General features: G+C 44.8%; 15 protein-coding genes. 8 read left to right on the plus strand and 7 right to left on the minus strand.

What is annotated here, in order from left to right; all coding sequences use genetic code 11:
- Nucleotides 1–129: 129 nt before the first annotated feature.
- On the minus strand, nt 130–1014 hold the full coding sequence (locus tag B7360_RS08510) for a LysR family transcriptional regulator (protein WP_005392662.1): 885 nt from the start codon (nt 1012–1014) through the stop codon (nt 130–132).
- A 94-nt stretch (nt 1015–1108) separates the two neighbouring features.
- Here B7360_RS08510 and B7360_RS08515 point away from each other — a divergent pair, with 94 nt between their 5' ends.
- Nucleotides 1109–2005: a DMT family transporter gene (locus B7360_RS08515; RefSeq protein WP_046873824.1), complete on the plus strand. Its 897-nt coding sequence runs from the start codon at nt 1109–1111 to the stop codon at nt 2003–2005.
- A gap of 63 nt (nt 2006–2068) precedes the next feature.
- On the opposite strand, the gene B7360_RS08520 is transcribed toward B7360_RS08515, so the two are convergent.
- From B7360_RS08520 to pncB, 4 genes are all read right to left on the minus strand, one after another.
- The gene (locus B7360_RS08520; protein ID WP_085343293.1) at nt 2069–2848 is read right to left on the minus strand and encodes a methyltransferase domain-containing protein; all 780 of its coding nucleotides are present in this window, start codon (nt 2846–2848) and stop codon (nt 2069–2071) included.
- Nucleotides 2849–3017: 169 nt separating this feature from the next.
- Nucleotides 3018–3536, minus strand: a complete 519-nt coding sequence (locus B7360_RS08525) for a glycine zipper 2TM domain-containing protein (protein WP_005392659.1) — start codon at nt 3534–3536, stop codon at nt 3018–3020.
- A gap of 214 nt (nt 3537–3750) precedes the next feature.
- Nucleotides 3751–4110: a hypothetical protein gene (locus B7360_RS08530; protein ID WP_006741341.1), complete on the minus strand. Its 360-nt coding sequence runs from the start codon at nt 4108–4110 to the stop codon at nt 3751–3753.
- A gap of 334 nt (nt 4111–4444) precedes the next feature.
- Nucleotides 4445–5755 carry a nicotinate phosphoribosyltransferase gene (gene pncB / locus B7360_RS08535; protein WP_085343341.1) on the minus strand — a complete coding sequence of 437 codons (1311 nt, stop codon included), beginning with the start codon at nt 5753–5755 and terminating at the stop codon, nt 4445–4447.
- A gap of 299 nt (nt 5756–6054) precedes the next feature.
- Between pncB and B7360_RS08540 the strand changes: the two genes are divergently transcribed.
- From B7360_RS08540 to B7360_RS08550, 3 genes are read left to right on the plus strand one after another with little or no spacing between them, the layout of a single operon-like run.
- The gene (locus tag B7360_RS08540; protein ID WP_085343294.1) at nt 6055–6780 is read left to right on the plus strand and encodes an NUDIX domain-containing protein; all 726 of its coding nucleotides are present in this window, start codon (nt 6055–6057) and stop codon (nt 6778–6780) included.
- Nucleotides 6781–6812: 32 nt separating this feature from the next.
- Nucleotides 6813–7466: an isochorismatase family protein gene (locus B7360_RS08545; protein ID WP_005392655.1), complete on the plus strand. Its 654-nt coding sequence runs from the start codon at nt 6813–6815 to the stop codon at nt 7464–7466.
- Between the two features lie 29 nt (nt 7467–7495).
- Nucleotides 7496–7852 (plus strand): VOC family protein, encoded by a 357-nt coding sequence (locus B7360_RS08550; RefSeq protein ID WP_046873826.1) that lies wholly within the window; start codon nt 7496–7498, stop codon nt 7850–7852.
- A gap of 3 nt (nt 7853–7855) precedes the next feature.
- Here the strand turns inward: B7360_RS08550 and B7360_RS08555 are convergent, their stop codons facing one another.
- Nucleotides 7856–8596: a DNA-binding transcriptional regulator YciT gene (locus B7360_RS08555; RefSeq protein ID WP_053808097.1), complete on the minus strand. Its 741-nt coding sequence runs from the start codon at nt 8594–8596 to the stop codon at nt 7856–7858.
- Between the two features lie 91 nt (nt 8597–8687).
- The gene (locus B7360_RS08560; RefSeq protein WP_085343295.1) at nt 8688–9077 is read right to left on the minus strand and encodes a VOC family protein; all 390 of its coding nucleotides are present in this window, start codon (nt 9075–9077) and stop codon (nt 8688–8690) included.
- 193 nt (nt 9078–9270) lie between these two features.
- Between B7360_RS08560 and B7360_RS08565 the strand changes: the two genes are divergently transcribed.
- The 4 genes from B7360_RS08565 to B7360_RS08585 all read left to right on the plus strand — a co-directional run bounded on the left by B7360_RS08565 (nt 9271) and on the right by B7360_RS08585 (nt 15108).
- Nucleotides 9271–9750, plus strand: a complete 480-nt coding sequence (locus B7360_RS08565) for a peptide-methionine (S)-S-oxide reductase (RefSeq protein ID WP_085343296.1) — start codon at nt 9271–9273, stop codon at nt 9748–9750.
- 552 nt (nt 9751–10302) lie between these two features.
- The gene (locus B7360_RS08575) at nt 10303–10743 is read left to right on the plus strand and encodes a PTS sugar transporter subunit IIA (protein ID WP_085343298.1); all 441 of its coding nucleotides are present in this window, start codon (nt 10303–10305) and stop codon (nt 10741–10743) included.
- Between the two features lie 11 nt (nt 10744–10754).
- Nucleotides 10755–12155: a fructose-specific PTS transporter subunit EIIC gene (locus tag B7360_RS08580; RefSeq protein ID WP_085343299.1), complete on the plus strand. Its 1401-nt coding sequence runs from the start codon at nt 10755–10757 to the stop codon at nt 12153–12155.
- Between the two features lie 121 nt (nt 12156–12276).
- On the plus strand, nt 12277–15108 hold the full coding sequence (locus B7360_RS08585; protein WP_085343300.1) for a GH92 family glycosyl hydrolase: 2832 nt from the start codon (nt 12277–12279) through the stop codon (nt 15106–15108).

Consider the following 15108-nt stretch of genomic DNA (forward strand, 5'->3'; position numbering starts at 1 on the left):
CACGTCATGCTATCCATTTCACTCGGTTTCAAAACCAAGTTGATGTTAATGAATAAAAACTCAATAAAACATGAAATATTTAAACACAACTTTGCCACTTTCTTTCTTAATCATGACAATTTAGTCATTTCACAAGCACTGTTGCTTCAACCAATTAGTGAGTTTGATAATTTCCGCCTGCTTGGCTCGGCTCTTTTTATGAATAAAATAAAAGCTGTCCCCCGTCTCTAATCCATGAGAAGGGATATACACCAAATCATGCGCTTTATCTCTTTCATTGAGCATAAAATCATTCGCAAATGCGATGCCTTGGTCATAACGTGCAGCCTCAATTGCCAACAACATATGACTAAAATGTTGAACATCGACATCTTTTGGCAAAGTGTAACCACCCGCTCTGCACCACTCTGCCCAGTCTTTTCCTCTCTCACGATAAATAGAGTCTGTCGACAAAATAGGATATCGCCAAAGCGCTTCTGGAATGGGTTGATCTTGTAACTCTTTCCAAATTTTATGGCTGCATACCGGATACAGCGTTTCCGCGTATAACTTCACCGACATATAGTTGCGCTTTGGCTTCTCTACCGTGATAAAACAATCACCAACGCTATCTGTCTGCTCAGGATCACCAACAACCATATTGAGTGTCAGATCGATTTCCGGATGTAACCGCTTAAAATCAGACAAACGCGGAATAAGCCACTTTACGGCAAGCGAGCTATAAATCGCTAAACGTATGCTGCCTTTGTCCCCTTCTCTCACCTTTTGGCTGGCCATCGCAATAGAGCTAATTGCCGGGCTAATATCCTCTAAATAACGAGCACCAGTATCCGATAAAGAGAGCTTTCTTCCTTGACGAATAAATAATGACTCGCCCAAATAATCTTCCAATAATCGTATCTGATGACTAACGGCACTTTGCGTCACATTCAGCTCTTCAGCCGCAAGCGAAAAGCTAGAGTTTCGAGCGACAGATTCAAAACAGTGAACCGCTCTGAGTGGTGGCAATTTCATTATCTAAAAATCTCATACTTAAACTAATAAATATCACTTCACTTCATCCTATGACATCACCTACTCTTTGGCAAAGAAAGAGGAGAGGAAATAAGTGAAAGTTACATCGGTCGGCGCAGCTATGCTGCTATTAATTGTTGGGAATCTCATTGCGGTGCTTTCGGACTCTTTAATTAAAAGTGTCGGAAATGAAGTGCCTATTTTTCAGTTTGTCTTTTTCCGACAAATTTCCGCAGTGCTTTTCCTACTGCCTGTCTGCTTGCTGACAAAAAAGACTCATTTTCTTGAAGGATTTAAATGGCATGCTGTCCGCGCTCACGTGTGGTTGCTTGGTGCTATATTTATGGTTTTGGCGATTTCATCTTTACCGCTCGCAACTGCGAACGCAATCTTCTACGCCGCGCCATTGATCATGTTGCCGCTTGCAGCAATCTTTTTTGGAGAACAGTTATCTAAGCAATCGGTCGCCGCTGCGATAATGGGCTTTGCCGGTGTATTGGTCATCATTCGTCCAGACCAAATCGATTGGGCAGCGATTTCAGCTTTAGTTGTTGCAATTACTTTAGCAATCAATAACTTGCTCATTCGAAAACTGCCAAAAAATCAGTCTGTGATGCAAACGCTATTAATGACAAACTTGGCAGGTATTCCCGTGGCTTTCTTACTTGTTCTGATCGAAGCGGAACCTTGGGACTGGAGTGCTTTCCCTGTCGCTGCTGGCTCAAGTTTGTTCATCATGATTTATGCGGCAACATGTGTGATCGCTTACCGCTCGATTGATAGCAACAAAATTGCCAGCGCTGAATACAGTGGCTTAATTGGTGCCGTGTTTGTGGGATTAATCTGGTTTGGAGAAGTGCCAGACATATTCATGGCGATAGGAACAATAATGATTGTTGTGCCGCTGGTTTGGCTTTCTAAACGAGAACGTCGCAAGAAAAAGCTGCAAGCTCAGCAAGAGCGAGAACAAAAAGAGGCGCACGTTACTTAAAATCGCGCTCTATCTCAAGGACTAAAAAACCGAGTCGTAAGTGCTCGGTTTTTTTATGTAGCTCTAATCCATTCTGATGTAAGCGACCACATGAGATAAAAACTGCCTTGCAAAACGATCATTAAACCGGATGCGATATTCATGATCGGCTTCCGATACTAAACGCCAACCTTCAGCAAAGTACGCTTTGATATCATCGACCGCTTCGTCTTCATTTTTGATGTGTTTCGCGTTCCACTGATAAGTGCAAGAGACAACGATCAGCCCACCAACCTTAGTGGTTTTTTTTAGAGCATTGATCACGCTAAGTGGCGACTCACATTGATCAATCACATTTAAACATACGACTAAATCAAAGCTAGACTGGAGAGTATCGTGCTCAAAAGGTTGGTTAATCAGCGTCAAATCAACATGAGCACATTTTTGCACGATATCTCTATTCTCTACTTCTAACGTGTTTATGGTGTTCACATCGTACAGATAAGTTAACTCGACCCGTTGTTCTTCTATTAAAAGCTGCTTAAAGCCATCCATTAACCTATTTGAAGGCTCAACCAGCGTCGCTTCTTTAAGGCTAGGTAAGCGTTGCACTAACTCATAATAGTTTCTTCCCAGGGCCGCCCCAACCTCAAGTAGGGAACACGGCTGAACGCCGCTCTCAAGTGCCGTCTGCGCAATAAAGTCAGCGACTTGGGAACAATGTGGTGATGACAAAAAAGAGAGTGGGACTTGTTTTGAGCGACTGGTTATCGTCTCAATCTGCTTATCTTCGATGAACTTGTCGAACCATTGCGCTTCGAAATAACCAGCTAAACCGCGATCGGTCAGGTAAAAATCTTCCATGTTTTTTCCGTTCGTACTTTTCGAAAAGTGATTGTATCGAACGCTGAAATTAGCTGGTAATTCTGGCTGCACATTCCCGCGGGAAAATAGATGAAAACACCGCTTATGTGAAAAAGCCCTTTCATCTCAAGATAAAAGGGCTTGTTAATTACTTCGGTTGGGGAGCTAGTTATTGCGGAAGAACAACTTTGCCATCTTGAATTGGGAACGTTTTTGTCGCTGGCTTGCTCGCTAAGCGAACCGTCGTTGGCGCACCTGAAACTTCATAAGTGACATCGTAACCCACTACTTTTTCAGATGTTGTGTATTCTGTGTGGCACTGCTTTTTCGTCGTTGTCACTACATCGCCTTGTTGCACGTTCTCCTGAATCTTACGACCCGTTAATGCACCAGCGATCGTACCAGCTGCAGTTGCAATCACTTTACCTGAGCCGCCACCGATTTGGTTACCCAATGCCGCGCCAGCTGCTGCGCCGCCGACCGTACCAATTATTTTATTATCATCCGTAGGAGCAACTTGCTCCGTTACTACCACGTCTTTACATACTTGGTGTGGATTTTTCACGGTTTCAGTCACCGCTTCAACCAAAGTAATGTTTGCTTGGGTTGGAGCTGGTGGCGTTTTGTCTTTACAGCCTGCTAGTACAGCAACAACTGCCGTTGCAATTGCGATAGATTTCATATTCATGATTTACATCCCAGTATGGTTTGCTTTGATGAGCGGTATAGTAAATCGCAATTAGGAAATCACATCAGGCGAAAACAAACCCTCTGTCATTAACGAGTAAAGAAACACTGTTTTATAAAAGGTACGTCAAGAAACACTCAACAGAATGTCAACTAAGCTAAAACCGTATCATTACTGATTATGGTTAGGCTTGATTAACCTATGAGGCTTATTTTTAAGCCAAGCTTAAAAACAGTTCGTCATCCGTTAAATACTTATGACGGTGACTCAGGTTACGCACGTGCATAAACATAAAGTCAGGAAAACCAGGAGCAATAATGTTGTTTGGTTCCCAGCATACACCGCCAACAAACACATATCGCCCTTGCTTGTCATCTTCGTGAAGGGGGTTATTAAGAGGAGAAGAAAACTCTGCGCGACAACCTTCAATCACACAAACAATTTGTCCTTTAAAAAGGCCGATCACGCGCTTAACAAGATTTGCCTTGATGCCACATTTCCATGCTTGACGAGTGGCCATCTCATAGCCATATTTTCGGATCGCTTTCTTTTGCAAATGTACTACTAGGTTCATTTTGACTCCTGATTCAAGCAATTACGCGAAGCCCAAAGTCATAAAAGCAGATAGACGTCTATACCCGAGTGACCTCATGGTACATGGGAATAAACTACGTGATTAGACTGAGTTTAGTGTCCGATGAAAATACACCTTCCACGATGCTGTAACTTATCGATTTACACCAATCATAGGCACATAGCACATCAAAAAAACAACCTCATTTTCGAGTGCTTTCCTACGCTGTATCTGGTTACTTCTGCGTATTACTATAACGAAATCACCCTCTACGTTTGTCTATATAAATTTGTCGTAACGATAGAGGGTGCTTATCAAGAAGGAGGGATAACGCCTACGCGTCGATGAGATAGTTTTGACCTTCAGTTTCTAGACGATCAATCAGTTTACGACACTCATTTAAATCAAGAGGTTGCTCGAAGCGGCGCTTGAGGTTCATCAAAAAGAAGATATCTTCACACATGGCTTTCTCAGGTTCGTCACTGATTTTTGCGACTGGTGAACCATTGCACGTGACCATTTTGATCACGATAGAAAGTGGCTGGTAGGCTTCACCCGCTTTATTGACATAATCACCCATATCATTCGCAAGAAAAGTACCGATACCGAAACTCACCTGAATACGTCCCTGGAAATACTCGCAAATATCTAACGCTTGTTCGAAGTTAAGTCCGTCTGTAAACACCAGCGTTTTTGTTAACGGGTCTATATTAAGCGACTGATAGTGTGCAATCATTTTTTCACCCCAGCTATAAGGGCAACCACTATCGTGACGTACACCGAAATACGCGTTACTTAGCTCTTCATCAAAGTCTTTAAGGAAGGCATCAATACCAATCGTGTCGGTCAGTGCAATACCTAGTGCACCGTTAAACATTTTTTGCCAACGTTGCAAAGCCACTTTTTGCGAATCTCGCACATTCACCAGAGCTTGATGGCCCATAAACCATTCATGAGCAACGGTACCGATAGGCGTTAAATTCAGTTCTTTTGCTAAGTGGTAGTTGCTTGTTCCTGTCAAACATTCCGGCACTTCCTGGCACAAGAACTCCATCATGGTGCGCTGAGCTTGAAAGGAAAAACGTCGACGCGTCGACATATCAGAAAACTTAAAGTTAGTGATGTTACGACGCTTTAGTTCGGATTTTAGGTACCGAACTTTTTCTCCTAAAACGGTGGTAAATTGCGCTACAGGGATATCTGACCAACGCTGACGGCTACGAACTTCAGACACGATACTCATTATGATCGTTTCGTACAAAATAGTATCTCGCCACAAACCATTGATAGTAATGCGTAACTGGCTTGAGCCATCAGCCATGGCTTTATTATGGAAAGAGACATCACTTTGCGGGTTAAACCGGAAATGGCGCAATGCATCAACAAAATCAGGATTCAGGTAAGGCGCGACACGCTTGATGTATTCGATTTCTTCTTGCGTAAATTGAATGTCTTGCAGTTTAAGAACTTCTGCTTTTACCTCTGGTAGCAGTTCAGAGAGATCTTCCTCGCTACGCACAATAAACTTGTATGACACCATCGCATCAGGGTAAAGCGCTGTTACTGCGCTCATCATATTGACTTTGTAAACATCAAAATCCAAAGCGCTTTGAATGATGCGGGAAGAAAATAGTTTGGTGGTCATTAGGTGCCCTTCTACACGCCCTTCCTGGGTATATAACTTTTTGTTACTAACTAATTTGCGTAAACAATAAACACCCATCTATAGTTTGTCAACTTTTGTTACTAACCACTCATTTTTATAAGGTTTTTCTGTCTAGAATTCACACACAGATTGTGAATAAGTCAGATTCATTCGTAGATTTATACTCAAGGCGTACTATGAAGCACTACCAAAAACGTTTCGCACAACTCGTTACTTACCCATTGATTGACCACTTGTTATGCGCTAGATTACTTACAAATCAATATTAGGACCCAACCATGATCGTATCTGTCGACATTATTCCATTCAGGCTATCTGGCTGTGCCGATAAGGGATTGGAAGTGTTGTTGATTAAACGTTCAAATCCAAATCGGCCATACCATGGAGTCTGGGCACTACCGGGCGGATTTGTCTTTGATAAAGACTTAACCAGTGAAGGCGGACGCCCGGCCGATGAAAACTTTGACGCGGCGCGTCGCCGAATTTGCCGCGAGAAAATCCATACTTACCCTCGTCACTTTAGTGAAGCGTTTATCGACGGCGATCCCAAGCGTGATCCAGAAGACTGGAGCTTAAACATTACGCACTACGCCTTGGTCGATCGTAACAATGTAGAGCAAATCAACAATGCAGGTGTACCAGAGTGCCAACTTAAATGGTTTTCGCTACAGTCTATACTCAATGGAGAAGAGACCCTCGCGTTTGACCATCAAAAAACCATTGAAAAAGCGTGGCAGAAGCTTCGTGCATCCATTGAATACACATCGGTTCTTTTGTTTGCATTAGACAAAGAGTTTTTGGTTGCCGACATCATTTCTGCTTATCAAGAGTTTGGTATTGATATTAGCCGAATGACGATTAAGCGCCGCTTGATAGATTCAGGCGTACTAAAACCCACCAATAAAGTCGCTTCTACCAACAAAGGCAAAGGTGGAAAACCCGCAATGGTATATACGCTGACCAGCGACGAAGTAACCTTTTTTCAAAACTGTTTGCGTGGATAAACGCAGGCAATCAGACAGACAAGGAGTCTGCCATGACTGTTCGAGTAAACTATCAAACTACAGCAGTGATCGACGTTGATCCAGAGAAAGGCTTTAGCGAGTTATGTCCAAATGAACTGCCCGTTGCAGGTGCGTTGGAAATCGTACCGGAGCTTCTGAGTAATCATGCCAAAGGCCGATTAAAACTGGTCAGTCGTGACTTACACCCACCAAAAGCAAAATGGGATGCCGAAACACCAGCCAACATGCTTGAACCCGTCGGTCTACCCAATGTGGATATAAAATGGAACCGCCATTGTGTACTTGGCACAACAGGTTCTGAACTGCTAGACGGTTTACCACCTGTTTTGGACTATGATTTTCAAGTTAATAAAGGCATGGATCCTGATGCGCATCCTTACGGTATTTTCTTCCATGATATTGCCGATACTAAAACGACAGGTGCACATGAATTTCTAAAATTCAACGGGATTGATACCCTAGTGATCGGTGGTCTCGCGCTAGATTTTTGTGTGAAGAAATCCGTCATGCAAGCACTGGATCTTGGCTACAATGTGGTGGTCAACCTTGCTTCAACTCGCGCAGTGCTGCCTGATAATGTTGAAAATGTGCTGACAGAGCTCAAGGATCAAGGCGCATTATTTGTCGAAAAAGCGGATGACATCATCGTAGAAAAATTCGCCTAGAGACGATAGTAACCGAGAAGGATTTCACTATGCATCAACATGAAAAATTGAATTACGTCGAATTTGGTTCCACCAATATTAACGCTACAAAACAATTTTTTGAGCGTGCCTTTGACTGGACTTTTATCGATTATGGTCCTGAATACTCTGCATTTTCAGGACAAGGGTTAGATGGCGGATTCTTCAAATCTGAGTTTGTAAACCAAACCGCAAATGGTGGCGCACTTTTAGTGTTTTATAGCTCAGATATTCAGGCCACGCAGATAAAAGTTGAGCAGCATGGTGGAAAAATTATCCGCCCTATTTTCGAATTTCCCGGCGGCTGCCGATTCCACTTCACCGAACCAAGTGGAAATGAATTCGCAGTATGGTCGGAGAGCAATTAGTACTTACCCCAACACCACTTCCACACCTAGCTTTTTGATTTGCTCAAGGTCGCTTTTCGGAGCGGCTTTGTCAGTTAACAACACCGATATTTCGTTGGTATTTCCAATTGAAGAAGGATAAATCTGTCCAAACTTACTGGAGTCCGTCAGTACGATGTTACGTCTATTCTTTGCCAGAATGGCCTCTGCGATGTCGGCACGCATCATGTCTCGGCTAGTAAAACCAGTGTCTTGGTGAAATCCGTCTATACCCAAGAAAGCCGTGCTGAAGTGAATGTTCTCAATACAGAGTTTGGTGAGCGGGCCAACGAGGCTCTCACCTTGATGCTGATACACACCACCAAGCAAGATGATGTTAGCTGAGGTGTTACGGATGAGATGGGCGATGTACGCCGATGGGGTAATGATGGTCACATCGCCGCGTTCAGCTAAAGTGCGAGCCAAGAGCGCATTAGCACTGCCGCCCTCGATCAATACGGTTTCGTTTGGTGATACCAAGTCCGCCGCTTTATTTGCAAGTGATTGTTTAATATCGAAACGGACTTCTAATCGGGTATCAATATCATCACTTTGCAATGCGGTAGCTGCGCCGTGTACGCGCTTTAGATAGCCCTGTTGCTCCAGAAAATTCAAATCCTGCCTGATGGTCACGCCCGACACGCCGATAATGTCAGAAAGCTCCGTGACTTGAACGCGTTTACGATCATTCACTAATTGCAGGATTTCATTTTGTCTTGGGTTCACAGGCTCACTCCTTATTAATGAGCTTGCAGTATACGCCCGAACACTTTCATATGAAAGCAGCCTGTGAACGATAGAAATAAGCGAAGCTGCGTTACACCGTAAGCTCTAGACGGTTGCCATCCGGATCTAATACGCAGCTTTCGTAGTAACCATCACCCGTTTGTCTCGGACCGTCGATCCATTGGTAGCCATCATCTACTAAGGTTTTGGTTAATTGTTCCACCGCCTGCTCTGATCCTAAAGCGAAGGCAAAGTGTGCTAATCCTGTTATCTGCATCGCATGAGATTTTTCACAAGCGGTCACGCCTTCCATCGACATTAACTCCAATCGTGCACCACTTTCAAACGAAAGAAAGTAAGATGAAAACTGCTTAGTTGGGTTGTGGTATTTATCGTTAGACATCACGTTAAAATATTTCTCATAGAAGGCTTTTAACTCTTCCAAACGTTCTGTCCAAATCGCGATATGTTCAATTTTCATTGGGATTCCCCTTAGCTCTTAACTGCGCTCAATCTAACGAGGAAAAGCAGCACAAAAAAGAGAGCAAATCACCACCGAGTTGTTCCTGTTTTATGTCCGAACTGCTCATCGATGAGTCATTAAATCTATGGTTGGAGTTGTGTTTGAGCGAAAGTGATGTCCATAATGGCGCAAAGTTTTACAGGATAAAATGATGGAAGAGATTTACTTCGCAGGCGGCTGCCTTTGGGGCGTTCAAGAATTTATGCGTCACCTTCCCGGCGTAATTAGCACCGAAGCAGGACGAGCAAATGGCACGACGGATAACACTCAATCCGAATACGATGGTTACGCAGAATGCGTGAAAACCCAATTCGACCCTGAACAAGTTTCGGTTGAAACTTTAATGGGGTATCTGTTTGAGATCATCGACCCGCACAGTGTTAACAAGCAAGGTAAAGACGTAGGTGAAAAGTACCGTACCGGTGTTTATAGCCAAAACGAGCAACACCTAACGATTGCTAAAGCGTTTATCGCAGCAAGACCGGATGCCGATAAAATCGCCGTAGAAGTGCTGCCACTCACAAACTACGTGCCAAGTGATGATGAGCACCAAGACCGACTCACGCGCTTTCCAAACGACTACTGCCATATCCCGTTAGATTTGCTGCATAAGTACAAAAATCCGTCTTAATGGATAAGCCAAATCCAGCGTACTAACCCCTCCTAACCTCCTCTTGGCTTCAGATTCGGAGCTGACATTCGCCAATGTGTCTCAAGGGGAGGGACTAGCTAAGTTCACTAGCAGTTCTCCTAAGCCATCACTCCGCTCCGCGACGAAGGAGCGTGGTGATAAATCTATTGCCAACGGGCAACCTGTACCATTGAACCCGACAAGCGCTCAAAACAAGAGTGCTGCTCGCTTTATGTCTTTTCTCAAAGAGATAGAAAATAGAGCTATTAAAAGGGTTATTGGAGGAGATTTAGCACAAAGCCTCTTTTTTATAGCAAAATTGAACCATATTTGATTCCCTTCTCGTTTATTTTTAAGCTTCATTATTAATTTCAAAATAACTGGAATATAAATCACATAATAAATTTTATAATATTCCTCGTTATTAATGACGGCTATCACACTTAAGCTTGGGTGATACAAAAGTATAGTTATTGTATTTTTTTTACTATTTCCGAAAACCACTTCATTAATTAAATTTGACTCATTACTTCAGTACCAATGAGTCACAAAATGATTACAGAACTAACAAACGTCAATTTAATTAACGGCAACCTTCAAGCAAATAATAAAAAAGAAGTCTTTGAAGAGCTAGCGCAAATGCTATTCGAAAATAATCGAATAAGCAGCAAAGAGGCTTTTTTAACCGACATCGAAGCACGTGAAGCATTAAGCGTGACTTCAATGGACGGCATCGCATACCCACACGCAAAAAGCAAAGCGGTGACAGAGCCTGCAATCGCTGTTGGCGTAAAGCGCGAAGGCATCGAGTATGGCGACGAAGAGGGAGTCAAACCAACCGTATTCTTCATGATTGCTTCACCTGATAACGGTGCCGACCACCATATTTATGTTCTTCAAGAATTATTCGGAAAATTTAGCGAAGAGTTTATTGAAGATATTCATAACGCAAAAGACGAAAACCAAATACTAAATATTTTAATTAATTCATAAGGCGTGAAATTATGAGTACAATCACAGCTCAAGCTAGCAATAATAGCGATTTCAAAAAACTCCTAAGTACCATGAAAGGTCACCTTTTATTCGGTACTTCTCACATGCTTCCATTTATCGTTGCGGGTGGTGTACTACTGGCGCTGGCGGTAATGGCATCAGGTAAAGGTGCGGTTCCTGCGGACGGTTTATTGGCGGATATTTCTAATATCGGTATTAAAGGTCTGGTGCTGTTCCCAATTATTCTTGGTGGCTTCATTGGTTACTCAATTGCAGACAAACCGGCACTTGCTCCAGCGATGATCTCTTCTGGCATCATGGCTGACATGGGCGGCGGCTTCCTAGGTTGTATCGTCGCTGGTTTTATCGCTGGTGGTGTAGTTCTACAACTTAAGAAGATCCCTCTTTCTGCTAACATGACTGCGTTGGGCGCTTACTTTATCTACCCGCTTGTTGGTACGCTTATCTCTGCAGGTATCGTTCTTTGGGGTATCGGTGAGCCAATCAAGATCTTCATGGCTTCTATGAACGAATTCCTAGCTTCTATGGCTGGCGCCTCTAAAGTGGTTCTAGGTACGATTCTTGGTGGTATGACTGCATTCGATATGGGCGGCCCTATCAACAAAGTAGCAACGCTATTCGCTCAAACTCAAGTTGATACTCAACCATGGCTAATGGGTGGTGTTGGTATCGCAATCTGTACGCCTCCTCTAGGTATGGCACTAGCAACATTCCTATTCAAAAAGAAGTTCACTAAACAAGAGCAAGAAGCAGGTAAAGCAGCAGCAATCATGGGTTCTATCGGTATCTCTGAAGGTGCTATCCCATTCGCAGCAAACGACCCTGTACGCGTTCTTCCTTCAATCGTTGCTGGTGGTATCGTTGGCTGTGTGTTCGGCTTCCTAACAGACGTACTACTACACGCACCATGGGGCGGTCTAATCACAGCACCTGTATCAAGCAACATCCCAATGTATGTTGTGGGTATCGCACTAGGCTCACTAACAACAGCAGTTATCGTTGGCTTCTGGAAACCAGTAGCTGAAGAAGAAGCAGAAGACGAAATCGCAGAAGCAGCACCTGCACAAGCTCAAGCGGCTCCAGTAGCAGGCGAAGGCGAGTACGACATCGTAGCAGTAACATGTTGCCCATCTGGCGTAGCACACACATTCATGGCAGCGAAAGCACTAGAGAAAGCAGGTGCAGCAGCAGGTCTGAAAATCAAAGTAGAAACTCAAGGTCAAAACGGTATCCAGAACCGCATCACTGACCTAGATGTAGCAAACGCGAAGCTGGTTATTCTAGCTCACGATATCCAAGTAAAAGACGCTCACCGCTTTGCAAAAGCAAACGTTGTTGAGTGTTCAACGAAAGAAGCGATGCGTAACGCAGCGACTCTTGTGAAAGCTTAAACCTTAAGCTCCTCCCCCTAAGAGCCCTTTCCCCCAAAGGGCTCTATTTCAAGTTTTTAAGTTTTAGTAATACCCCTGATTTTTTTAATTATACAACCCTACAATTTACAAGGCCTTAAAAATGAAATTCAAACCTTCCCTACTCGCTTGCGCAGTTCTCAGTGGTCTAGTCGGTCTGACTGGCTGTAACGACGACACAACCAACATTTATGAAGGCGGTGACACCAACCCTGCACTGCCGGATATTCCTGACGGCGGCAAGCCAGTATGTCCTCCAGTTGGCGATGGCGACTGTGATGACAAGCCAAACCCAGAAACACCTGAAATCGACATGGGCGTTCACATCCCAGTAGATTTCGCCGATATGGACGTTACACGCTACGTCAACCCATTCATCGGCACAGGTAACCTAGGCAACACCTACCCTGGTGCAACCACACCACACGGCATGGTGCAGCTTTCTCCTAACAACGGTTCTAACGGCTGGGAATACATTTCAGGCTACTACTACCACGACGCACGTACTTCCGGTTTCTCTCATACCCACCTTTCCGGAGCAGGTGCTGGCGACTTGAACGACATTCTCGTCATGCCAATCAACTCGCGTTCGGATTACATGATTGATGAAGGTTCAGCAACGCTAAACCTAGAAGCGTCTCGCTTCCAACATCGTGACGAGCAAGCGACAGCAGGTTACTACAAAGTCGATCTATTGGATTACGACATCAAAGCCGAGTTAACGGCGTCGGATCGCGTTGGTGTGCACCGCTACACCTTCCCTCGTGATGAGAAGTCAGAAATCATCGTGAACACTGGCTTCAAAATTAACTGGGACTACACCTCTGATTCTTACTTGAAATGGGACAAAGACAATAACCGTCTAGAAGGTCACCGTTTCTCTGACGGCTGGGCACCAAGCCAAAAAGAATTCTTCGTGATGGAATTCGACCAACCAATCAAAAACGTTCGCTTTGCTTACTACGATAAAGAGCAAGGTCGTTACATGGACGTGCCCGAAGGCATTGCAGAAATCGGTAACGAGACACGCGGCAAGTACCAATACGCGCGCGCTTACGTTGAATTCGACACATCCAAAGACGGCTTAACGGTTGAAGCGAAATTGGCGCTATCAAACGTTGAGATCGGCGAGAACGGAAAATCAGGTGCTTCTCTTAACATGACAGAAGTTGCGGGCATGAACTTCGACCAAGTACGCGAAGCGGCAACGAAGAAATGGGAAGACGAACTCGGCAAGATCCAAGTCTCTGGCGACGAAGATTACAAACAGACGTTCTACACCGCGATGTACCACTCGTACCTAGGTCAAACCATTCACTCTGACTTAGATGGTCGCTACCGCCAAGTTCACCAAGGTCGTAACGCTTACCCAGATGGCAACACACCTTGGGGCGACAAGATCGATACGCTGAAAGAATCGATCCGCACTGCCGATGCCAACAAAGATGGCAAAGCAGACTTCACGCGTTACGACACTTTCTCTTTGTGGGATACCTACCGCGCAGTTCAACCGTTGTCTTCGATTCTTGAGCCAGACCGCTTAGCAGACGTGGTTCTGTCTATGCTGTCTTATGCCGAAGAAGAATGGGTAGATGACAAAGGCAACGTGCGCAAAGGTCGCCTGCCTGAGTGGACATTCAAAGGCAACGAAACAGGCATGATGATGGGCATGCACTCAACGCCTGTGATTCATGATGTGTTGTCGAAAGGTTCACTAGAAAAACGCATGATCGATCTTGGCTTCACAGAAGCAGAGCGCAAAGACGTAAAAGAACGTTTAGTTGAAGCAATGATCACTGACGCGCGCGCCGCAACGAGCCAAGGCGTAGCATGGATCAAAGAGTACGAAGAACAAGGTTACGTGCCAGCGCAATTGCACGACACTCCACCAGATTCTTACGGCGGTCACTCACCATTTAAAGACTCTTGGACAGCATCTTACTCGCTTGAATACTCAATGAACGACTGGGCAATCGCGCAATCGATCAAAGAAGTATTTGGTGAAGAAGATCCACGCTACACCGAGTTCGCTAACCGTTCTAAAAACTGGCAAGCGCAATTCGACTTCGGTGGTAAGCAATACCAAGGTTGGTTCAAAGCCCGTGACTACGATGGCGAGTTTATCGACGCAGGTTGGGTAGACCCAATCACCGGTCGCGCGGTTGGTAAAGACTGGCGTCCAGACATGTTCAACTGGGCATTCTCTGAGTCTAACGGCTGGCAATACTCGTTCAGTGTTCAGCACGACATTCATGGCTTGATTGACCTGATGACGCGCTTCGACAAGACACAAAACCCTGAAGCAGAACGCGGTGACTTGTTCGCAGCTCGCTTGGATGAGTACTGGTCAACCTACCCAGACCGCAACGCTGGCGACAACCAATTCCCAGTGTTCAACACAGGTAACGTTGGTCAGCACGTTCAAGGTAACGAACCAGATATCCACGTGCCGTACTTGTACAACTACGTAGGTCAACCTTGGAAAGGTCAGGCAGCCATCGCCGCAGCAACCAACATTTGCTACAAGAACACCGCTGACGGCATTTGTGGTAACGACGACTTCGGTACGCTCTCTGCGTGGTTCGTGTTCCGTGCACTTGGCTTCTACCCAGTGAACGCTTCTTCTGGCATCTACGAAATCGGTACTCCGCTGTTTGAAAGCGCGTCTATCGATGTCGGCAACAACCAGAAGTTCACGGTGACTGCGAAGAACGTTAGCCGCGAAAACATCTTCATTCAATCGGCTCGCTACAACGGCAAAGACTTCAACCGTACTTACCTGACTCATGACGAAATCATGTACGGCGGTGAGTTGGAGTTCGTGATGGGCGACAAACCTAATCAACGTTGGGGCTCTCTAGAGCAAGATCTTCCACCAGCACAAGGCATCGGTGAGTTCTTGCATGAAGACGAGATGCCAGCAGGTTCTCGTTAA

This window comes from Vibrio sp. ArtGut-C1 (assembly GCF_002105475.1).
GTDB lineage: Bacteria > Pseudomonadota > Gammaproteobacteria > Enterobacterales > Vibrionaceae > Vibrio > Vibrio diabolicus.

Coding starts and splice junctions, on each gene's coding strand:
- B7360_RS08510 (WP_005392662.1), bottom strand. CDS start 1,014: ATGAAATTGCCACCACTCAGAGCGGTTCACTGTTTTGAATCTGTCGCT.
- B7360_RS08520 (WP_085343293.1), bottom strand. CDS start 2,848: ATGGAAGATTTTTACCTGACCGATCGCGGTTTAGCTGGTTATTTCGAA.
- B7360_RS08525 (WP_005392659.1), bottom strand. CDS start 3,536: ATGAATATGAAATCTATCGCAATTGCAACGGCAGTTGTTGCTGTACTA.
- B7360_RS08530 (WP_006741341.1), bottom strand. CDS start 4,110: ATGAACCTAGTAGTACATTTGCAAAAGAAAGCGATCCGAAAATATGGC.
- pncB (WP_085343341.1), bottom strand. CDS start 5,755: ATGACCACCAAACTATTTTCTTCCCGCATCATTCAAAGCGCTTTGGAT.
- B7360_RS08540 (WP_085343294.1), top strand. CDS start 6,055: ATGATCGTATCTGTCGACATTATTCCATTCAGGCTATCTGGCTGTGCC.
- B7360_RS08545 (WP_005392655.1), top strand. CDS start 6,813: ATGACTGTTCGAGTAAACTATCAAACTACAGCAGTGATCGACGTTGAT.
- B7360_RS08550 (WP_046873826.1), top strand. CDS start 7,496: ATGCATCAACATGAAAAATTGAATTACGTCGAATTTGGTTCCACCAAT.
- B7360_RS08560 (WP_085343295.1), bottom strand. CDS start 9,077: ATGAAAATTGAACATATCGCGATTTGGACAGAACGTTTGGAAGAGTTA.
- B7360_RS08565 (WP_085343296.1), top strand. CDS start 9,271: ATGGAAGAGATTTACTTCGCAGGCGGCTGCCTTTGGGGCGTTCAAGAA.
- B7360_RS08575 (WP_085343298.1), top strand. CDS start 10,303: ATGATTACAGAACTAACAAACGTCAATTTAATTAACGGCAACCTTCAA.
- B7360_RS08580 (WP_085343299.1), top strand. CDS start 10,755: ATGAGTACAATCACAGCTCAAGCTAGCAATAATAGCGATTTCAAAAAA.
- B7360_RS08585 (WP_085343300.1), top strand. CDS start 12,277: ATGAAATTCAAACCTTCCCTACTCGCTTGCGCAGTTCTCAGTGGTCTA.